19 protein-coding genes are annotated in these 21,183 nt (G+C 64.2%); 17 read left to right on the top strand and 2 right to left on the bottom strand.

What is annotated here, in order from left to right; genetic code table 11:
- Positions 1-5: 5 nt before the first annotated feature.
- A complete protein-coding gene (locus tag NYQ83_RS05100; protein WP_261213956.1) occupies positions 6-947 on the bottom strand; it encodes a LysR substrate-binding domain-containing protein in 942 nt (313 codons plus the stop codon).
- Positions 948-1,070: 123 nt separating this feature from the next.
- On the opposite strand from NYQ83_RS05100, the gene NYQ83_RS05095 reads away from it, so the two are divergent.
- The 16 genes from NYQ83_RS05095 (at position 1,071) to NYQ83_RS05020 (ending at position 17,510) form a co-directional block, all read left to right on the top strand.
- A complete protein-coding gene (locus NYQ83_RS05095; protein WP_128292739.1) occupies positions 1,071-2,123 on the top strand; it encodes a class 1 fructose-bisphosphatase in 1,053 nt (350 codons plus the stop codon).
- A gap of 9 nt (positions 2,124-2,132) precedes the next feature.
- Positions 2,133-3,008, top strand: a complete 876-nt coding sequence (locus tag NYQ83_RS05090; RefSeq protein ID WP_128292742.1) for a phosphoribulokinase — start codon at positions 2,133-2,135, stop codon at positions 3,006-3,008.
- A gap of 15 nt (positions 3,009-3,023) precedes the next feature.
- Complete coding sequence (gene tkt, locus NYQ83_RS05085; RefSeq protein WP_261213009.1) at positions 3,024-5,066, top strand: transketolase; 2,043 nt, start codon at positions 3,024-3,026, stop codon at positions 5,064-5,066.
- A complete protein-coding gene (gene fba, locus NYQ83_RS05080) occupies positions 5,066-6,148 on the top strand; it encodes a class II fructose-bisphosphate aldolase (protein WP_128292747.1) in 1,083 nt (360 codons plus the stop codon). The genes tkt and fba overlap by 1 nt, the downstream gene beginning before the upstream one ends.
- A gap of 35 nt (positions 6,149-6,183) precedes the next feature.
- A complete protein-coding gene (locus tag NYQ83_RS05075; RefSeq protein WP_128292749.1) occupies positions 6,184-7,641 on the top strand; it encodes a form I ribulose bisphosphate carboxylase large subunit in 1,458 nt (485 codons plus the stop codon).
- Positions 7,642-7,674: 33 nt separating this feature from the next.
- Positions 7,675-8,091 (top strand): ribulose bisphosphate carboxylase small subunit, encoded by a 417-nt coding sequence (locus NYQ83_RS05070; protein ID WP_128292752.1) that lies wholly within the window; start codon positions 7,675-7,677, stop codon positions 8,089-8,091.
- Positions 8,092-8,164: 73 nt separating this feature from the next.
- Entirely contained in the window at positions 8,165-9,124 is a 960-nt protein-coding gene (cbbX, locus tag NYQ83_RS05065; protein ID WP_261213005.1) for a CbbX protein, read from the top strand.
- A gap of 35 nt (positions 9,125-9,159) precedes the next feature.
- Positions 9,160-9,843, top strand: coding sequence for a ribulose-phosphate 3-epimerase (gene rpe / locus NYQ83_RS05060; RefSeq protein WP_128292757.1), 684 nt, complete (start codon positions 9,160-9,162; stop codon positions 9,841-9,843).
- 20 nt (positions 9,844-9,863) lie between these two features.
- The gene (locus NYQ83_RS05055) at positions 9,864-10,415 is read left to right on the top strand and encodes a thioredoxin family protein (protein WP_261213002.1); all 552 of its coding nucleotides are present in this window, start codon (positions 9,864-9,866) and stop codon (positions 10,413-10,415) included.
- The gene (gene gph, locus NYQ83_RS05050) at positions 10,415-11,098 is read left to right on the top strand and encodes a phosphoglycolate phosphatase (RefSeq protein ID WP_261213001.1); all 684 of its coding nucleotides are present in this window, start codon (positions 10,415-10,417) and stop codon (positions 11,096-11,098) included. The genes NYQ83_RS05055 and gph overlap by 1 nt, the downstream gene beginning before the upstream one ends.
- Positions 11,099-11,271: 173 nt before the next feature.
- Positions 11,272-11,583, top strand: coding sequence for an antibiotic biosynthesis monooxygenase family protein (locus NYQ83_RS05045; protein ID WP_261212999.1), 312 nt, complete (start codon positions 11,272-11,274; stop codon positions 11,581-11,583).
- Positions 11,584-11,656: 73 nt separating this feature from the next.
- The gene (locus NYQ83_RS05040; protein ID WP_261212997.1) at positions 11,657-12,394 is read left to right on the top strand and encodes an aspartate/glutamate racemase family protein; all 738 of its coding nucleotides are present in this window, start codon (positions 11,657-11,659) and stop codon (positions 12,392-12,394) included.
- Positions 12,395-12,523: 129 nt separating this feature from the next.
- Positions 12,524-13,849 (top strand): isochorismate synthase MenF, encoded by a 1,326-nt coding sequence (locus tag NYQ83_RS05035; protein WP_261212995.1) that lies wholly within the window; start codon positions 12,524-12,526, stop codon positions 13,847-13,849.
- Complete coding sequence (gene menD, locus NYQ83_RS05030) at positions 13,846-15,540, top strand: 2-succinyl-5-enolpyruvyl-6-hydroxy-3-cyclohexene-1-carboxylic-acid synthase (RefSeq protein WP_261212993.1); 1,695 nt, start codon at positions 13,846-13,848, stop codon at positions 15,538-15,540. Before NYQ83_RS05035 ends, menD begins: the two co-directional genes overlap by 4 nt.
- A complete protein-coding gene (menB, locus tag NYQ83_RS05025; RefSeq protein WP_128292776.1) occupies positions 15,537-16,373 on the top strand; it encodes a 1,4-dihydroxy-2-naphthoyl-CoA synthase in 837 nt (278 codons plus the stop codon). Before menD ends, menB begins: the two co-directional genes overlap by 4 nt.
- 45 nt (positions 16,374-16,418) lie before the next feature.
- Positions 16,419-17,510, top strand: a complete 1,092-nt coding sequence (locus tag NYQ83_RS05020; RefSeq protein WP_261212989.1) for a mandelate racemase/muconate lactonizing enzyme family protein — start codon at positions 16,419-16,421, stop codon at positions 17,508-17,510.
- Here NYQ83_RS05020 and NYQ83_RS05015 read toward each other — a convergent pair.
- Positions 17,439-18,815 carry a class I adenylate-forming enzyme family protein gene (locus tag NYQ83_RS05015; RefSeq protein WP_261212986.1) on the bottom strand — a complete coding sequence of 459 codons (1,377 nt, stop codon included), beginning with the start codon at positions 18,813-18,815 and terminating at the stop codon, positions 17,439-17,441. The genes NYQ83_RS05020 and NYQ83_RS05015 overlap by 72 nt on opposite strands.
- Positions 18,816-19,047: 232 nt before the next feature.
- Here NYQ83_RS05015 and NYQ83_RS05010 point away from each other — a divergent pair, with 232 nt between their 5' ends.
- Positions 19,048-21,165: a hypothetical protein gene (locus NYQ83_RS05010; RefSeq protein WP_261212983.1), complete on the top strand. Its 2,118-nt coding sequence runs from the start codon at positions 19,048-19,050 to the stop codon at positions 21,163-21,165.
- Positions 21,166-21,183 lie beyond the last annotated feature (18 nt).

Genomic DNA, 21,183 nt, shown 5'->3' with positions numbered 1-21,183 from the left:
CGTTGTCACTCCCCGCTTGCCTCTTCGTAGAGCTTTGGAAAATGCGGCAGGAATTGCGTGCCGGAATGCACGACGAATTGCAGGAAGGCGCGTGCGCCCGGAGAGACGGATTTGTCGCCGCGGCGCACGACGAACCATTGTCGGCGGATCGGTAGACCATCCATATCGAGCGCCACCAGGCGGCCGGCGGCGATCTCCACGGCGACGGTGTGCGCCGACAGGAAGGCGATCCCGAGCCCGGCAATGACGGCCTGCTTAATCGTCTCGTTGCTGCCGAACTCCACGAAATGGATGGACGGATCGGCAAGAAGATCCCCGAGATAGATTTCCATCGATGTGCGCGTGCCGGAGCCTGGCTCGCGCACGAGCAGGGTCTCGCCGGAGAGCTCGTTGCGGCTGAGATCGATCTGGCCTGCCAGCCGGTGGGCGGGCGAGGCGATCATGATGAGGGGATGGTCGCCGAATACCGCCGCCTCCACCGGCACGGTCTTGGGCGGACGGCCCATGATGGCGCAATCGACATCGAAGTCTGTGAGCGCCTGCACCACCTCTTGGCGATTGCCGACGGTCAGCCGCACGTCGATCATCGGATGTTCGCGCTTGAAGCCGACGACGAGGGCCGGGGCATAGTATTTGGCCGTCGAGACGACGCCCACATGCACGGCGCCAGTGCCGAGTCCCTTGACCTCGTTGATGGTGTCGGCGAGCCGGAAGATCGAGCGTTCCACTTCGGCCGCAGTGTTACGCACCGCCTCGCCAGCGTCAGTCAGTCGCATGCCATGGGCGGTGCGGTCGAAAAGCGGCAGACCCAGCGCGGATTCGATCTGTTTCAGCGTCAGTGTGACGGCTGGACCCGTCAGTCCCAAGGCCTTGGCGGCACTCGCAATTGTTCCGTGGCGTGCAATTTCTGTGACGGCGCGCAGCTGCCGAAGGGTGAGCCAGTCCATGTCACTCATTAGAATTCCTAACTGTGCGCCTTACAAGAATTAAATTTACTTAGTAACCCCAAGGTGTATCTCACACCCAATCAAGACCGACAGGGAAACCTCGGTCAGGGGGGAGGGCAGCATATGGCCGGCCTGAGCACGCTCGAGGCTTTTCTCAGAGCATATAGCAGCACAGAAGATCCGCAGCGTCTTGCGGTGGTGGAAACGGTCCGGGCTCTCGCCCGCGCTTCGCGACAGATTCGTGATGTCGTATCCCAGGGGCAGCTCGGCGGCGACATTGGCGCCGCACGCGGTTCCACCAATGCCGATGGCGATCGGCAGCGCTTTCTGGATGTGCGCGCTGATGAGATCGTGCTTGCCGAGATGCGGGAAGCCCCCGTCGCCGCCTATGCGTCGGAAGAGATCGGCTCGCCGATCCTCCTCAACCCCGAAGGCGTTCTCGCCGTCGCCACCGATCCGCTCGACGGTTCATCCAACATCGACACGAACGTCTCGATCGGCACGATCTTTTCCATCCTGCCGCATGCGCCGAATGCGGCCGATGGTGTCGGCACGGATTTCGCCCAGCCGGGGCGCAATCAGCTGGCCGCGGGTTTCTTCATTTATGGCCCGCAGCTCGCCATGGTGCTGACGGTTGGCGAGGGCACCCATGTCTTCGTCTATTCGCACCGCATCGGCGGCTATCAGCAGATCCTCGACGGGGTGCTGATTTCTCCCAACACCAATGAGTTCGCCATCAACATGTCGAACTACCGGCATTGGGACGAAGCCGTGCGCATCTATATCGATGACTGCCTGCAGGGCTCTGCGGGCCCGCGCGCTCGCGATTTCAACATGCGTTGGATCGCGTCGCTCGTGGCCGATACCTACCGGATCATCGCGCGTGGCGGCGTGTTTCTTTACCCGCGCGACAATCGCCGTGGCTACGGCGACGGCAGGCTGAGGCTCGTCTACGAGGCCAATCCGATCGCCATGCTGATCGAGCAGGCCGGCGGCCTTGCCACCGATGGCGGCTTTCCGATTCTCGATCAGGTCCCCACGGGCCTGCACCAGCGCACGCCTTTGATCTTCGGTTCGAAGAAGGAAGTGGAGCGCATCCTTCGTTACCACGAGGCGCCGAGCCTGATCGGCGAACGCGCGCCTTTGTTTACCCACCGCGGCCTGTTTCGCGTTTGAGGCCAGGACATGTCAGCAAAGCACCCAATCATCTCAGTCACAGGTTCGTCCGGCGCAGGCACCACATCCGTGCGCCGGACCTTCGAGCAGATTTTCCGTCGTGAAGGGGTCAACGCCGTCTTCATCGAAGGCGACGCCTATCACCGCTACAACCGCGTGGAGATGCGCGAAGAGACCGAGCGTCACAAGGCGGATGGTGATTACTCCTTCAGCCATTTCAGCCCGGAAGCGAACCTCCTCTGCGAGCTGGAGGAGATGTTCGAGGAATACGGCCGCAAAGGCACCGGCAAGACCCGTCATTACGTGCACGATGACGACGAGGCCAAATGCTACGGCTGCCCGCCGGGCGAGTTTACCGACTGGGAGCCGTTCCCGGCCGAATCCGATCTTCTCTTCTATGAGGGGCTGCACGGGGCCGTCGTCACGGACGATTGCAACATCGCCCAGTATCCGGACCTGAAGATCGGTGTCGTGCCGGTCATCAATCTGGAGTGGATTCAGAAGATCCACCGCGATCGTTCCACGCGCGGCTATACGACGGAAGCGGTCACCGACACGATCCTGCGCCGGATGCCCGACTACGTGCACTACATCTGCCCGCAGTTTACCGAGACGACCATCAATTTCCAGCGCGTGCCGATCGTCGACACCTCTAACCCCTTCGTGGCACGGTGGATTCCGACAGCAGACGAATCCATGGTGGTGATCCGTTTCGCGGATCCGCGCGGCATCGATTTTTCGTATTTGCTGTCGATGATCCACGATAGCTTCATGTCACGGGCGAACTCGATCGTGGTCCCTGGAGGCAAGCTCGACATCGCCATGCAGCTGATTTTGACGCCGCTGATTTTGCAGCTCATCGAGCGAAAGCGCCGCGTCTCTTAAACGAAAGGTTTCTTGATGGCCCCTTTGCAGACGACCGTACTGGCCGCTTCGACGAACGCTGAGGCCGCTGATCTCAAGCCGATGGCAAATGCCATCCGCGCTCTCTCCATGGATGCGGTGGAGAAGGCGAAGTCGGGACATCCGGGCATGCCCATGGGCATGGCCGATGTGGCGACCGTCCTCTTCAGCAAGTTCATGCGCTTCGACCCGCAGGACGCCGCCTGGCCGGACCGCGACCGCTTCGTGCTGTCGACCGGCCATGGCTCAATGCTGCTCTACTCGCTGCTTTACCTGACCGGATATCCGGAAGCGACGATCGACCAGTTGCGGAATTTCCGCCAGCTCGGCGCACGCACGGCCGGCCATCCGGAATACGGCCATCTGGCGGGTGTCGAGGTGACGACCGGCCCGCTTGGCCAGGGCCTTGGTGCCTCGGTCGGCATGGCGATCGCCGAACGGCTGATGGCGGCGCGTTTCGGTGACGAGATCGTCGACCATTACACCTATGCAATCGCCGGTGATGGCTGCCTCATGGAAGGCGTCAGCCATGAAGCGATCGATCTCGCCGGTCATCTGAAGCTGCGGAAGCTGATCGTCCTCTTCGACGACAACCAGATCTCCATCGACGGGCCGACATCGCTTGCGACCTCCGTCGACCAGCTGAAGCGCTTCGAGGCGGCCGGCTGGTCGGTGCGCCGCGTCGACGGCCACGACATGGCGGCGGTTGAGGCCGCGATCGAGGCCGAGCGCCAGACCGATCGTCCTTCGCTGATCGCCTGCCGCACGATCATCGGCTGGGGTGCCCCCAACAAGCAGGGCACCCATGGCGTGCACGGTTCGCCGCTCGGCACCGAAGAGGTTGCGGCGGTGCGCGAGGCGCTGGGCTGGACGCACGAGCCTTTCGTCATCCCGGAAGAGGTTCTGAAGGATTGGCGCGAGACCGGAAAGCGCGGAACCGCGCTGCATGATGATTGGAAGAAGCGCCTGGCGGAGGCTCCGAAAGAGCGTCGCGACGCCTTCCATGCCGCGCTCGAGCTCGACTTCACGGGCAACGAGTTGCGCGACGCGATCGAGACGATCAAGGAGCGCTTTTCTTCCGAGAAGCCGAAGCTTGCCACGCGGCAATCTTCGCAGAAGGTTTTGGAAGAGCTGGTGCCGCTGTTGCCGTCGCTGATCGGAGGTTCGGCCGATCTCACCGGTTCCAACGGCACGCGCGTTGCGGCGCAGCAGCCGGTCACGGCTGACGATTTCAGCGGCAATTACATGCATTACGGCGTGCGCGAGCACGGCATGGCGGCCGCGATGAACGGCATGTCGCTGCACGGCGGTGTCATTCCCTTCGGCGGGACGTTCCTGGTTTTCGCCGATTATTCGCGCCCGGCGATCCGTCTTGCGGCGCTGATGGGCGTGCGCGTCATCCACGTGATGACCCACGATTCCATTGGCCTCGGCGAGGATGGGCCGACGCACCAGCCGGTCGAGCATCTGGAATCTCTGCGCGCCATGCCGAACCTCAACGTCTTCCGTCCGGCCGATGCCGTGGAAGCGGCGGAAGCCTGGCAGTGCGCCATCGAAAACGCCTCGGGCCCTTCGGTTTTGTGCCTGACACGTCAGGGCCTGCCGACGCTGCGCACCGAGCACGTCTCGGAGAACCTTTCGGCGAAGGGCGCCTACGTGCTCCGTGAACCGGAGGGCGACCGCGACGTGACCCTGATCGCCACCGGCTCTGAAGTGCCGATCGCGGTCGAAGCGGCGGAGAAGCTTGCGGCCGACGGCATCGCCGCCGCCGTCGTCTCAGCGCCCTGCTTCGATATCTTCAAGACCCAGGACCGGGCCTATCAGACCAAGGTTCTGGGCACGGCGCCGCGGATCGGCGTCGAAGCTGCAGTGCGCGATGGCTGGGACCGCTGGCTCGGCCCGGACGGTATCTTCATCGGCATGCAGGGCTTTGGCGCGAGCGGCCCCTATCAAGAGCTCTACGAGCATTTCGGCATCACCCCGGACGCCATCGTCGATGCGGCCCGGACCTTCATCAACCTTGGCAAGGAAAGCGAATAATGGCCCGCATCACGCTGCGTCAGCTTTTGGATCACGCTGCCGAGAACGGCTACGGCGTTCCCGCATTCAACATCAACAACATGGAACAGGCTCTGGCGATCCTGGAGGCGGCCTCGTCCGTCGACGCGCCGGTCATCATCCAGGCGAGCCGCGGTGCCCGCGCCTATGCCAACGACATTATGCTCGCGAAGATGATGGAAGCCCTGGTCGAGATCTATCCGAACATCCCGATCTGCATCCATCAGGACCACGGCAACAACGAGGGCACCTGCCTGACGGCCATCCAGCACGGCTTTACCTCCGTGATGATGGACGGCTCCCTCGAGGCCGATGCCAAGACGCCGGCCTCCTATGAGTACAATGTCGCCATCACGAGCCGCGTGGCGCAGATGGCGCATTGGGTCGGCGCCTCGGTGGAAGGCGAACTCGGCGTGCTCGGATCGCTCGAAACGGGCGAAGGCGAGGCCGAGGACGGTCATGGCGCGGAAGGCAAGCTCTCCCAGGAGCAGCTTCTGACCAATCCGGATCAGGCGGTGGAATTCGTCAAGGCGACGAAGGTGGACGCGCTGGCGATCGCCATGGGCACGAGCCACGGCGCCTACAAATTCACCCGCAAGCCGGACGGCGAGATTCTGGCGATGCATGTGATCGAGGAGATCAATCGCCGCCTGCCGAACACGCATCTCGTCATGCATGGCTCGTCGTCCGTGCCGCAGGAACTGCAGGACATCATCAACGCCTATGGCGGGGCGATGCCGCAGACCTATGGCGTGCCGGTGGAAGAGATCGAGCGCGGCATCCGCCACGGCGTCCGCAAGGTCAACATCGACACGGACTGCCGCATGGCGATGACCGGGCAGTACCGCAAGATCGCGCAGGAAAACCCGGCGGAATTCGATCCGCGCAAATTCAACAAGCCGGCAATGGAGGCCATGCGCGAGCTCTGCCGCGATCGTTTCGAACGGTTCGGCACTGCCGGAAACGCCTCCAAGATCAAGGTCATCCCGCTCGAGGAGATGGCCAAGCGCTACCAGAGCGGCGCGCTTGATCCGAAGACCGACATGGCCCTGGCTGCCGAGTAATCGGCCAGCTTCAACGAGAGAAAGCGAGGAGTGGGATGGATACGGAAGCCAAGACCGTCACCGGCAAGGACCGCTACAAGTCCGGCGTCATGGAATACAAGAAGATGGGCTATTGGGAGCCCGATTACGAGCCGAAGGACACCGACATCATCTGTGTCTTCCGGGTGATCCCGCAGGACGGTGTCGATCCGATCGAAGCTTCCGCAGCCGTTGCCGGTGAGAGCTCGACTGCGACCTGGACCGTGGTGTGGACCGACCGTCTGACGGCGGCGGAGAAATACCGCGCCAAATGCTATCGCGTCGATCCGGTGCCGGGCGCCGAAGGCCAGTATTTTGCCTACATCGCCTATGATCTCGACCTCTTCGAGGGTGGCTCGATCGCCAACCTGACGGCGTCGATCATCGGCAACGTCTTCGGTTTCAAGCCCTTGAAGGGCCTGCGTCTGGAAGACATGCGGCTGCCGGTCGCCTATGTGAAGACCTTCCAGGGTCCGGCGACGGGCATCGTCGTGGAGCGTGAACGTCTCGACAAGTTCGGCCGTCCGCTGCTCGGTGCCACCGTGAAGCCGAAGCTCGGCCTCTCCGGCCGCAATTACGGCCGCGTCGTCTACGAGGCGCTGAAAGGCGGTCTCGACTTCACCAAGGACGACGAGAACATCAACTCGCAGCCCTTCATGCATTGGCGTGAGCGCTTCCTCTATTGCATGGAAGCGGTCAACAAGGCGCAGGCGGCGACCGGCGAAGTGAAGGGGACGTACCTCAACATCACCGCCGCCACCATGGAAGACATGTACGAGCGTGCCGAGTTCGCCAAGGATCTCGGCTCCTGCATCGTCATGATCGACCTCGTCATCGGCTATACGGCGATCCAGTCCATGGCCAAATGGGCGCGCAAGAACGACATGATCTTGCACCTCCATCGTGCCGGCCATTCGACCTATACGCGCCAGAAGACGCACGGCGTCTCCTTCCGCGTCATCGCCAAGTGGATGCGCCTTGCCGGCGTCGACCACATCCATGCCGGCACGGTCGTCGGCAAGCTCGAGGGCGATCCGGCGACGACGAAGGGCTATTACGACATCTGCCGCGAGGAGTTTAATCCGCAGGCGCTGCAGAACGGCATCTTCTTCGACCAGGATTGGGCCTCGCTCAACAAGCTGATGCCGGTCGCTTCCGGCGGCATTCATGCCGGCCAGATGCACCAGCTTCTCGACCTTCTCGGCGAGGATTGCGTGATGCAGTTCGGCGGCGGCACGATCGGCCATCCGATGGGTATCGCAGCCGGCGCGACGGCGAACCGCGTGGCGCTCGAAGCCATGGTGCTCGCCCGCAACGAAGGCCGCGACATCGTCAACGAAGGTCCGGAAATCCTGCAGACTGCGGCCAAGACCTGCCAGCCGCTGCAGCAGGCGCTGGAGACCTGGAAGGATGTCACCTTCAACTACGCCTCCACCGACACGCCGGACTTCGTGCCGACGGCGACCGCCGCCTAAAGCCCGAACCGAGACTATTTGGAGAACGCATCCATGCGCATTACCCAGGGCACCTTTTCGTTTCTGCCCGATTTGACCGACGAGCAGATCACCAAGCAGGTGCAGTACTGCATCGACAATGGCTGGGCTGTGAACATCGAGTTCACCGACGACCCGCATCCCCGCAACACCTATTGGGACATGTGGGGCCACCCGATGTTCGACATCGAGGATGCCGCGGCCGTGATGATGGAGCTCAATGACTGCCGCAAGGTCTACGGCGACCGTTACATCCGTCTGTCGGGCTTCGACGCTTCGCACGGTTGGGAATCGGTGAAGATCTCCTTCATCGTCAACCGGCCTGCCGAAGAGCCGGGCTTCCGCCTGGAGCGGCAGGAAGATGCAGGCCGTATGACGCGCTACACGACCAAGGCCTACGCGTCCGACAAGCCGGAAGGCGCGCGCTACTAAGCGATCGCATATCGAGAAATCGGCGTCGCGCCTCGGGCGCGGCGCCAACAGCGGTTTGAGAGCGGATGCTGCGATGAACGATCAGGTGAAACCCGAGAATGCCAATCCCGCTGAGGCGGAGACCGCCGCGCCGGTCACCTCGGTGGATCTGCAGCGCGAATTCGAGGAATCGGGCGTCGGCGACGTCCTGCGTGAGCTCGATGAGACCCTCGTGGGCCTCGCGCCCGTCAAGAAGCGCATTCGCGAAACGGCGGCGCTCCTTCTGGTGGAGCGCGCCCGCAAGCAGCTCGGCCTCGCTTATGAGGCCCCGACCCTGCATATGAGCTTCACGGGCAATCCCGGCACCGGCAAGACGACGGTCGCGCTCAAAATGGCGAGCCTCCTTCACCGGCTCGGCTATATCCGCAAGGGCCATCTCGTCTCCGTCACGCGCGACGATCTCGTCGGCCAGTATATCGGCCACACCGCGCCGAAGACGAAGGAAGTGCTGAAGAAGGCGATGGGTGGCGTCCTCTTCATCGACGAGGCCTATTACCTCTACCGCCCGGAAAACGAGCGCGATTACGGTCAGGAATCGATCGAGATCCTCCTCCAGGTGATGGAGAACCAGCGCGAGGATCTGGTCGTCATTCTGGCCGGCTACGCCGACAAGATGGACAAGTTCTTCGAGAGCAATCCGGGCTTCCGCTCGCGTATCGCCCATCACATCGATTTTCCGGATTACAACAACGAGGAGCTCCTCAGGATCGCCGAGATGATGCTGAACGAGCAGAACTACGAATTGTCGCCCGATGCGCGCGAAACGCTCATCCGCTACATCGACCGGCGCCGTCAGCAACCGCATTTCGCCAATGCCCGCTCGGTTCGAAACGCGCTCGACCGCGCTCGCCTGCGCCAGGCGAACCGTCTCTTCGAGGCCGCCAGGGGCCCGGTGACGGCGGAAGACCTGAAGCTGATTTCGCCCGAAGACATCAATGTCAGCCGGGTGTTTTCCATTCCAACCGATGCCGAACGCGCCGAAGAAAGGGCGTGAGCGAGATAACCCCGCACGGGACAGGGAGAGCCGCCATGAACGACATCCTGATCGCGCCGTCGATCCTTTCCGCCGATTTCGCCAGGCTCGGCGAGGAAGTTGCCGCCGTCGACCGCGCCGGTGCCGACTGGATCCATCTCGACGTGATGGACGGGCATTTCGTGCCCAACATCACCTTCGGCCCGCCGATCATCAAGGCGCTGCGCGGCTCGTCGCAGAAAGTCTTCGACTGCCATTTGATGATCGAGCCGGCGGATCCCTTCCTCGAAGCCTTCGCCCAGGCGGGCTGCGATTACATCACCGTACATCAGGAGGCGGGACCGCATCTCGACCGCTCGCTGCAGGCGATCCGAGGGCTCGGCAAGAAGGCCGGCGTTTCGCTCAACCCCTCGACGCCGGAAACGACGCTCGAATACGTCCTCGACCGGCTCGACCTCATTCTTCTGATGAGCGTCAATCCGGGCTTCGGCGGCCAGGCCTTCATCCCGGCGATCATCGAGAAGACGCGCCGCGTCAAGGAGATGATCGGCGACCGCGACATCCGCATCGAGATCGACGGCGGCGTGTCGCCGGAGACCGCGCCTGCGCTTGCCGCAGCCGGCGCCGATGTGCTTGTTGCGGGCTCCGCGGTCTTTAAAGGCGGCAGCGAAGAAACATATCGTCAGAATATCGCTGCCATCCGTACGGCAGCGGAAGGGGCGCTGAAGGCGGCCGCCTGAGACGAGACAAGGAGAGCTTCATGGCTGCAACCGCCGCGATCTGCGATTTCGGCTGGAAGGCGAAGGATTTCACCCTCAAGGGGACTGACGGCAAGACCCATTCGCTCGCCGATTGCGCGGGCGAGAACGGTACGCTCGTCGCCTTCATCTGCAATCACTGCCCCTATGTGAAGGCCGTGATCGACCGTTTCGTGCGCGACGCCAGGGAGCTTGAGGCCTACGGCATCAGGACGGTCGCCATCTGCTCCAACGATGCAGAGGCCTATCCCGACGATTCCTTCGATAACATGCAGGCATTCGCCGAAGAGCACGGCTTTTTCTTTCCCTATCTGCATGACGAAGACCAGTCGGTGGCGCGCGCCTGGGATGCCGTCTGCACGCCGGATTTCTTCGGCTTCAACAAGAACCTGGAGCTGCAGTTTCGCGGTCGGCTCGACGCGTCCCGGAAAGAGGCTGCACCGGATGCGCCGCGCGAGCTTTTCGAGGCGATGAAAAAGGTGGCTCAGACCGGCGAAGGGCCGAGGGAACAGATCCCCTCGATGGGCTGCTCGATCAAATGGAAGGCCGCTTGATGGCCTCCTCCTGGCCGAAGGCCATCATTTTCGATCTCGACGGCACGCTCGTCGATTCCGTTCCCGACCTCACCGATGCCTTGAACGATCTCCTCGTCGAAGAGGGGCTTCCCGCCGTTAACGAGGACAATGTCCGCAAGATGGTGGGCGATGGCGTCGAAAAGCTCGTCGAGCGTGGTTTTGAGGCGCGGGGGCGCACGCTCGACAAGGTCGAGCTCGAGGGCCTGGTCGCGCGCTTCCTGGCGCTTTACGAGCCGCGGGCGACGGAGAAGACCGTGCTTTTCCCGACCGCCGTGGAAACATTGGCGGGCCTTGAGGAAAGCGGCATCGCGCTCGCCGTCGTCACCAACAAGCCAGGCGCGGCGACGCGTCTCATTCTGGAAGGCCTCGGCGTTGCCGAACGTTTCGGCGCCGTCATCGGCGGCGACAGCGGCCTGCCGAAGAAGCCGGAGCCGGCCGTTCTCCTGGCGGCGCTGCAGCAGCTTGGGATCAGCGCCGAGGATGCGCTGATGGTCGGCGACAGCCCCGCCGATGTGGGGGCTGCACGGTCGGCGGGCCTGCCGGTCCTCGTCATGAGCTACGGATACACCAAGCTGCCGCCGGAAGAGCTCGGGGCCGATCAGGTGATCGATTCCCTCTCCGAGATCGTCGAAGCCATTCGAATGATGCGCACCGCCGCCTGAGCGCAAAGGTGTCTCGGCAAGGCTCGCCGACGGAGAGAGAATGGGGACGAAAACCGCCTTGTGATCGGCGCCGCCCCTGGCGCCACAACGGCTTTCCGCTATAAGATGAAAATCGTTCTCATCTTTTCGGTCGAACCCGATCGGCCGGACCAATCCCATAGGAGCAGCGAAAAATGTACATCGCCATGAACCGCTTCAAGGTGAAGCCGGAAGCGGCCGAGGATTTTGCCGAGGTCTGGCGCAGCCGAGATTCGCAGCTGTCGAAGGTGCCGGGTTTCGTCGAATTCCATCTCCTCAAGGGGCCACAGCGCGACGATCACGTGCTTTATGCCTCGCACACGGTCTGGCGCTCTTACGAGGATTTCGAGAACTGGACGAAGTCTGAGCATTTCCGCAATGCCCATGCGGGCGCCGGCGAGCGCAAGCCCCTCTACATCGAGCATCCGCAGTTCGAAGGTTTCGAGGTCCTCGAAGACGTTCACTGATTGCCGCATCGGGTGGGCGAGCCGCTCGGCCTCTGCTATGGCCTGACGCGACAGGCAAGACGGGGGACGCAGCGTGACGACACGACCGCTCACTCAAAAGACGATCGGTGTTCTGGGCGGTTCCAGCAACATCGCCACCGGCCATTACTATCGCTTTCTCAACGAGATCGTGAATGCGCGTCTCGGCGGTTGGGACATCGCCGAGACGGTGATCGTCGGCATGAATTTCGGCAACATCGAAGCCTTTCTGCATGCCGACGATTGGGCCTCGCTGGAGGCCTATATGGCGAAGAAGGTGGATGCGCTGATCGCCGCGGGCGCTGACGTCATCGTCGGCGTCTCCAACACTTTGCATAAGCCGATGGAGGCGATCCTCGCCTCCCGCGACATCGATTACATCCACATCGTCGATCCGACGGGCGAGGCGATCCGCAAGGCCGGGCTGAAGCGCGTTGCCCTTTTCGGCACCAGGCCGATCATGGAGATGGATTACGCCCGCCGTCGCTACGAGGAAAAATTCGGGCTGGAGATCGTCGTCCCGAATTCGGACGAGCGCGCCGAGATCGATCGCATCATCTTCGACGAACTCGTCAAGGACGTGATCCGCCCGCAATCGAAGGCCCGTTATCTGGAGATTGCCGGAAGGCTTGCGCGCGAAGAAGGGGCAGAAGGCCTGATCCTCGGCTGCACGGAGATCTTTCTTTTGATCGATCAGAAGGATCGCCCGGACTTTCCGATGTTCAATACGACGCGGCTGCATTGCGAGGCGGCCGTGGACTATGCGCTCACAAACGCGCTAGAGGCGGTGTGAACGGGAGAGGCTGAACAAGGGGGACGGCTGCAGGTCGATCGGCCGGGTCGGCAAGGTTCCGGCAAGGCGGTGCGTCTTTCTTGGCCTCTTCAGCACAAGAGCCCGACAGCGCCTGCGCAATCATCTCTCATGAACGCTAATCTCCACGGCATATCCGGTTTCCTGGAACGGGCGATCGCGGCCTCCGGCGAGACGCTGGCGACGCTTGCGCCGGGCGAACTCGTCAGCCTTGCGATCGCCTTGCCGGAAAGCGCCGAGGCGCGCTGTCAGGGGCTTTCGGGCGATTGTCGCTGGGTGTCTCCGCCGACGGGCCGGGCTTTCTATGCCGCCGGAAAAGCCGTCGAGGGCTCGCGCGACGAACTCGACCGCCTGTTGTCGGAAGAAGGTGTGTGGCGCCGCATCGGCGATGCCTCCGCATTGCCACTCGCTTTCTTCACGCTGCCGCCAGCGACGGCCACGCAGGACCTGTCCTTCTTTGTGCCGCGGGTTTTGTTTCGTCGTGAGGGAACGGCCTGGAACGTGGTCTTGTCCGCGGCCCATGACGGACGCGCGTTGCAGGAGATCGCCAGCGACTGGCTCGGGCTCGCCGCGGGCATCCTTTCTCCGGCCGATCCGGTCGGCGAGGCTCGCATCGAACGCTCGCAGGCCTCGCCGGACGAGGCGACCTGGAAGATACGTGTCGCCGAAACGAGTGCTGCGATCCGCGACGGCCGCTTCGACAAGGCGGTTCTTGCCCGCCGTCTGGCGCTGAGGCTTGCCGAACCGGTCGATCCCAATCGGCTGGTCGACCGCCTCGCGGCCACGAATGCGGGATCGAACGTCTTCTCGCTGCCGCATGGCGGCGGCCATGTCGTTGCCGCAAGCCCGGAACGCCTGGCTGTGAAGAAGGGCCGGGACATCTTGAGCGACGGGCTCGCCGGTACGGCCCGCCATGCCGGAGAGGCACCGGCCGATGATGCCGCCGAAGCGGCACTCTTTGCTTCCGCCAAGGAGCGCAGCGAGCACGCCATCGTCGTCGATGCGATTGCAGCCGACCTTGAGGATTTCTGTGAGACCCTCGAGCGGCCGGCCGCTCCGGGCTTCATGCAACTGTCGCGCGTCACGCATCTTTGGACGCCCTTGTCGGGGCGGCTGAAGCCTGGCATCGGCCTTCTCGACGTCGCAGAACGGCTTCATCCGACCCCGGCGGTTTCGGGATTTCCTCGCGAGACGGCCCTTGCCTGGCTGAAGAAGCTGGGCGAGGAGCGCGACGGGCTTTATTCAGGCCTTGCCGGCTGGGTTGACGCGGACGGAGACGGGGAGGCGGCTGTCGTTTTGCGCACGGCTTTCTTCGCCGGGCGCGAGGCGAGCCTGTGGGCCGGTGCCGGCATCATGGCGCAATCGGACCCGGCGGCGGAATGGATGGAGACGGAAATGAAGCTTGCCACCATGTTGGACCTCTTCGCAGACAAATGAACGGACCCGCCGAACAGACATTTCACTGGGCTGCGGCCCTTGCATCCGGACTTGCTGCGGCCAGCGTGCGCCGGCTTGTCGCCTCTCCGGGCTCACGCTCGACGCCGCTGACGCTTGCCGCCCTGCGCCATCCCGAAATCGGCGTGCGCATGGTGGTCGATGAACGCTCGGCCGCCTTCTTCGCGCTCGGTCTCGCCAAGGCGTCCGGTGAGCCGGTGGCGCTTGCAGCGACATCCGGTTCGGCGATCGCCAATTGGCTTCCGGCTGTCGTCGAGGCCGATATGGCCCGCGTGCCGCTCATCCTTCTCTCCTCCGACCGCCCGCCGGAACTGCAGGATTGCGGTGCCAATCAGACGATGGAGCAGGCTGGGCTCTTCAGCACGCATGTGCGCAAGTTTTTCCAGCTGCCGCCGGCCGAGGCCGAGACCGGCTGGCTCGCCAATTTCGTTGCGCGGATGGTGGCGGCGAGCCGTGGCCCGCTCCCTGGGCCGGTCCACATCAATGTGCCGTTGCGCGAACCGCTGGTCCCGTCAGCCTCCATCGGCTTGGAGGAAACGGCCGGAGCACCGATCCCGCTGACGCTTCCGGCGCATTTGCAGCCGACGGACGAAACCCTCAAGCGCATCTCCGGCATCATCGGCAAGGGGCGCGGGGCCATCGTCTGCGGCAGCGAAGCGCTGAGCGATGCCGCGCGCCGCGCGATCCTCGACCTGGCGCGGCGGCTCGACGCGCCGGTTTTCGCCGACGTTCTTTCCGGCCTGCGCTTCGGTACGCAGGAACCGGAAATCCTCGCGCATCCCGATCAGGTGGCGCGCTCTGCGCCGGTGCCCGATTGGATCCTGCGTTTCGGCGGCACGCCCGTCTCCAAAGCCGTCTCCGCCTGGATGGAGAAAGCGCACACGAAACCCCAGATCGTCGTCTCCGAGACATCGCGGTTTGCGGACCCGGCAGGAACGGCGAGCCACGTCGTCACTGCCGATGTGGCGCTCGTCTGCGCGGGGCTCGACGCGCCCGCCGGACCGCCGGAATGGCGTGCCGACATCGTCGCCCTCGACAGCGAGGCCGTGCGCGCGGCGGATGCCGTGTGCGACGGCGACCGTGTCTTCGAAGGTGCGCTGATGCGCCGGCTCGTGCGCGCTGTGCCGCCGTCGACCGCGATCTTCCTCGGCAATTCGCTCGCCGTGCGGGCCGCGGACTGGCTTGCCGGCCGCAGCTCCACGAAACTGCGAGTCTACGGCAATCGCGGCGTCAGCGGCATCGACGGCAATCTCTCGACGGCCTTCGGCATTTCCGCCATCTCCGAGAACTGCGTCGCCGTCGTCGGCGATCTCGCCTTCCTGCACGATCTCGGTGCGCTCGCGCTCGGACGCGACCTGCCACTTGCGATCCTGCTTCTCGACAATGGTGGCGGCGGTATCTTCGACCATCTTGCGCAGGCGGATCTGCCGGAATTCGAGACCGGCTGGCTGACGCCGCAATCGCTCGATCATGTGGCGGCCGCGCGCGCTTTCGGCCTTGCCGCTCAGGATGTCGACGGCCTCGACGAAGCGATGGCCGCCGTCAATGCGGCGCTCGACCGGCCCGGAACGACGGTGATCCGCGCCACCATCGTGCGCGAGAAGAGCCTCGCCCGTTTCAAGACTTTCTTCGCCGCCGCTGCGGCGCCCGTGACCCAAGGACAAACGCGATGAGTGACGCAAAGATCGCCTGGCAGACGGTGCCGGGGCAGGATTTCACCGACATCCTTTTCGACAAGGCCGACGGGATCGCCAAGATCACCATCAACCGTCCGCATGTGCGCAACGCCTTTCGGCCAGAGACGCTGGAAGAGATCATGACGGCGCTGCATCTTGCGCGTCTCGATCAGGAAGTTGGCGTCATCATCCTGTGCGGCGCCGGGCCGGATGCCTTCTGCGCCGGCGGCGACCAGAAAATCCGCGGCGACGATGGCGGCTACAAGGATCAGGCGGGCGTCCACCATCTGAACGCTCTCGACCTGCAGCGCATGATCCGCACCTTGCCGAAGCCCGTGGTTGCCATGGTGGCGGGCTACGCGATCGGCGGCGGCAATGTTCTGCAGCTCGTCTGCGACCTGACGATCGCCGCCGACAATGCCCGCTTCGGCCAGACCGGCCCGCGCGTCGGCTCCTTCGATGCGGGTCTCGGCGCAGGGCTGATGGCACGCACGGTGGGGCTGAAGAAGGCCAAGGAGATCTGGTTCCTCTGCCGCCAATACGATGCGCAACAGGCGCTCGATATGGGCATGGTCAACACCGTCGTGCCGCTCGACCGGCTGGAGGAGGAGACCGTCTCCTGGTGCCGCGAAATGTTGCGCCTGTCGCCGACCGCGCTTCGCGTCCTGAAGGCCGGCTTCAACGCCGACACCGACGGGCTGTCGGGCGTGCAGGAGCTGGCCGGCAATGCGACCGCGCTCTTCTATATGACCGATGAAGGCCAGGAGGGCCGCAACGCCTTCAACGAAAAGCGCGCCCCGGACTTTTCGCGCTTTCCGCCGCGTCCCTGAGGCGGCCAGATCGCCACGCTTGAACCTCCCGCCGGACGTGTCCGAATGCGCATCGAGGAAGCCTCGTCTCGGCCTTATGCGCTGAGGCTCGCCCGGCCCTGGGTTGCGGCAAGCGCGACGATGACGACGCGGTATGGCCGCCTCGTCATGCTCGCCTCGGATGGCCTCGTCGGCTTCGGTGATTGCGCGCCGCTGCCGAGTTCGGGCGAGAAGGGCCATGCCGAGACCTTTCGTGCACTCGACGAGGTTCTGCGGACGCTTCCTGGCCAGGATATCGACCCGCTCGCCGGCGATCTCGTCGCGCACATCGCTCAGCCGCAGGTGCGCTGGGCCGTCGAGACAGCCTGTCTCGATCTCTTCGCAAAGAAGCGCGGCCTGCCGCTGCACCGGCTTCTGCGCGAGACTTCGGCGGCTGACGTGCCCGTGAACGCCGCTCTCGGCCGCCTCGACGAAGGCTGCGCCGGCCGCGCGGTGAGAGCCGCCGAGGCGGGTTTTGCCGTCGCCAAGATCAAGCTCGGTGTCGATCCCGTGGAGCGCGAGCTTGCCGCCTTGAAAGAGGTGGTCGAGGCGAGCGGCAAGGCGCTGTCCTTCCGCTTCGACGCCAACCGTGCCTGGGAGAAGGCCGATGCGCGCCGGGTCCTGAATGCGCTCGCGGCGATGGACGGCCTGCGCGTCGATGGTGTCGAGGAGCCGCTTGCACGGCCGACGCCGGAGGCGCTCGCATCCCTGCAGGCGGAGCTGCCGTTTCCGCTCGCCGCCGATGAATCCGTCCCGGTGCTGGGGGTGGATGCGCTGCTTGAGGCGCGCGCCGTCCGCCGTCTCGTCGTCAAGCCGGCACGGATCGGCGGCATGGCTTCAACGCTTGATCTCGCCCGTCGCGCGCAACGGGCCGGCGTGGAGCTCGTTCTGACCTCCGTCGTCGATTCCGCCATCGGTGTCATGGCGGCAGCCCATCTCGCCGCCGCTCTGCCGGCGGGGCAGCGTCTCGCGCATGGTCTCGGCACGCTCGCCTGGCTTGCCGAGGACGTGGCGTCGCCGCCGCCGATCGAGAAGGGTGTGATCCGGCTACCGGAGCGTCCGGGCCTCGGCCTTACTCCGTTCGACCACCTGCCCGGCGGCGAGGCGCTTCAGAGCTGAACGGTCGGGCTTGCCGCTCGCAAGCAGCGGCAGCGCCTCGACCCGCACGACCGCGCGCGGGCGCAGCGCCCCGTCGATATGATCGCGGCACCAGGCAAGCAGTGCCGCTTCGTCGCCCGGACCGGCATAGATCACGGTGACGATCTCGCCCCAGACCGGGTCCGGCCGTCCGGTGACGGCCACGGTCTCAATCCCCGGAGTTTTGGCAAGCAGCACTTCCACGCTTTGTGGCATGACCTTCTTGCCGCCGGTGACGATGACGTCGTCGGCGCGCCCAAGGATGGTGATTGCACCCGTTTCGTCGATCTCGGCCAGATCGGCCGTGGTGAACCAGCCGTCCGAAAGGCCGTCACCGGGGGCAAGTGTCGGATTGGCATAGCCCGCCATGACATTCGGCCCGCGCACCTTGAGCCGGCCAGACGGATCGAGCGCCACCTCGGTTTCGCCAAGCGGCTTTCCGACGAAGCCGGCGCGCCAGGGATGCGGCAAAGCGGGGAGGGTGGCAAGCTGCGAGGCCGTCTCGCTCATCCCGTAGGTCGGCTGGATCGGCCAGCCGCGGGAGGCTGCCCGTTCGGCAAGCTCCGGCGACAGTGCCGCCCCGCCGATCAGCACATGCCGCAGGCTTGTCGGTGCATTCTCTTCGTCGGCATCGAGAAGACGCGCGAGCATCGCCGGCACCAATGAGAGATGCGTGACCGGCCTTTCGCGCAAAGCGCCAAGGATGGCAGCAGCCTCGAATTTTTCCGCAATCAGCGCCTCCGCGTCGGCGAGTGCGGTGCGCACCAGGATGGAAAACCCGCCGATATGGAAAAGCGGCAGGCAGGCGAGCCAGAGGTCGCCCCTCTGAAGCGGCGCCATGGTCGCGCCGGCGCGCGCGGCGGCTTCAAGATTGGCGCCCGATAGCATCACCGCTTTTGGCCGGCCCGTACTGCCGGAGGTGGCGACGAGAAGCGCGATGCCGGAGGGCGCTACCCATCGGCCGGAGGGGAAGGGCGCCGCGATCTGGGAAGCGGCTGGAAAGGCATCTGTCGAAAGACATGCCGTGCCTTCGATCGGTCGCTCGCCGACGACAAGCCCGGCCCCCGATTGGGCGATGAGATCCGCGACGACCGCCTGCGGAAGTGCCGGATCGATCGGAAAGAGCGGCGCCGGCAACAACGGCGTGGCAAAGGCAAGCCGCACCAGGATCTCCGCCGAGGCGGTCAGCGCCACGATCGGTCGCCCGGTCGCTGCGCCCGCCTCTTTCAGAAGGCATGCATCGCCTGGCGCCAAGGCCGAAAGCTCTGAGGCGAGAGAGAAGGACATGCCCTCTTATGGCAGCAATCGCTCTGCTGAAAGAAGAGGTATTGCCGGCACGTCGTGACGCAGCGAACCGCGTCGGCCGATGCCCGCCTCTTTCGCGCGGTCGCGGATACACAGGCGGCTCATCTTTCCGTCTTTCTTTCGTCATCTGCCCCTGCCTAAGATCAAGTCGGGTTGGTGACATGAATGGGGCAGGAGGATGGGGCTGATGTGGAAGTCGGGAAGTGAATCCGCGGTGTCTTCTGCGGCAACAACTGCAGGAGCGGACCTTTCACAGGGCGCCGTCGATGTCCTGGGCGACGTCGTTCTGCTCAATCGTGCGATCTACGGAGGAGCCGACGCGCTTCCCGATGAATATCTCGCCGATTACAGCGCCGGCCGAGATCCCGATGACGTCGGATTGCGGTCGGATCTCAATGTCTATGACCGCTATGATCTTTACCTGGCGCAGTTCGGCTTCAAGACCCTTTCCTCCTCAGAACTCGGCTTTGGCGCGGGTGACATCGGCGCCAGCGAAACGAGCGACGGCTACGACCAGAACTACACCTATGCCGGTGACCTCTACCGCAACAATTACCGTATCGATGAGGACGGCGACGAGAGCGTCTTCACGCCGGCAGGGGCCGTTGCACTCGCGGCGATCAAGGAAAACGACACCGGCAACACGCTCTATCTCACCTTCCGCGGCACCGATGCGGACGGCATCTTCGCCGATGGAGAGGCCGGCACCGGCATCGGTCAGGCGCGCTACTACGAGCAGCTGCGGGCCTTCATCGACCAGGCGCTGGAATATGTCGAGGATCCGGCCAACGACGTGACCAAGGTCGTGGTCTCAGGCCACAGCCTCGGCGGCACCGTGGCGGACCTCTTCACCATCTACGACGGGGCGCGCTTCGCAGCCGTCGAAGGTGTGGAGCTTGAAGTCGTGGCGCTCGCCTCTGCCGGCGTCGATCCGATCGCGCTCACCTTGATGGGCGATTACGACACGTCGATCGTCGATATCGACGGGGTTTCGGTCTCGTTCAATACGCCGGATTGGTATTCGCAGCTCGACCATTCGGAAGACATCGTGCGCAATCCGGGCGCCTATGACGCTGGCGAGCATCTGTTTCAGGATCCGACCCAGGCGCCGATCACCGCAGCGGCGGTCGCTAGCCTCGCCGATCAAATCCACTTCGAGGGCAACCGCGTCCAGTTCGATGCGCCCCTGATCGACCAGTACGCGATCTCGAAATCCTTCGATACGAACTTTCTCGCCGAGCATTATGCGAGTTTCTATGAGCTCGTCGAAGGCGAGTTCGCACTGGTGGCCGGCGTGGCGCCGACGCTCGACTACGACCGCTACATCACTTTGAATGGCACCAACGAACGCCTCGACGGCGTCTCCGACGACAATCAGGTGAACGGCTGGAACGTGCCGATCGACGACGAAGGCAATTACGCCTCCGCCACCGACGATATCTTCATCATGGGGCTAGATGGCAGCGACACGATCACGACCGGCAGCGGCGACGATTTTCTCACCGGCGGAGCGGGTGACGATCGCCTCAACGCGGGCGCAGGTGACGATGTCGTCATGGGCGATGTGTCGGGATCGTCCGGCCGCGATATCATCGCTTCGGGCGCCGGCGACGATACGGTCTATGGCGGCGACGCGGACGACGATGTGAACGCCGAGGACGGGCTCGATCTCGTCTTCGGTGGCGCTGGCGACGACGCCATGGCGGGGGGCACGGGTGCCGACACACTCTACGGCGGCACCGGCAGCGATCTCGTCTATGGCGGAACAGCCAATGATCAGCTGGGTGGCGGCGACGGGGACGACACCTTGTGGAGCGGCGGCGGCGACGACACCCTTTTCGGCGGCAGCGGGGCTGACGAGATCGGCGGCGGTTCGGGCAGGGATCTCGCCTTCGGCGGTCTCGGTGACGACAGCGTCTATGGCGGCGATGGTGACGACGAGATCTGGGCGGGCACGGGCTCGGACAAGGCCTATGGTGGCGCCGGCAACGACATCATCGGTGCGGGCGCGGGCAATGACCAGCTCGACGGTGGTGACGGCACCGACACGCTTTATGCGGGAGAGGGGGCCGACACGCTCACGGGCGGTGCCGGTGCCGATATCCTTTATGGAGGCTCGGGCAGCGACGTCTTCGTTTTTGGACAGGGTAGCGGCGCCGATATCGTCGTCGACTTCGATCAGGACGAGGGCGACGCAGTCGATCTCGAGGGGCAGACGGCGACCGCCTCGGAAAACGACGACGGCGATCTCATCCTCGCCTTGTCGGGCGGCGGCAGCGTCGTCTTTGTCGGCCAGACGATGGAGACGTTCGACCTCGATCTCTACGTCTGAGGTCTCCGTCCATTCAGC

Origin of the sequence: Afifella sp. JA880 (genome assembly GCF_025379905.1) — a bacterium.
GTDB lineage: Bacteria > Pseudomonadota > Alphaproteobacteria > Rhizobiales > Afifellaceae > Afifella > Afifella aestuarii.
Note: the sequence above shows the minus strand (reverse complement) of the source record. Positions and strands in the feature narration are given on the sequence as shown.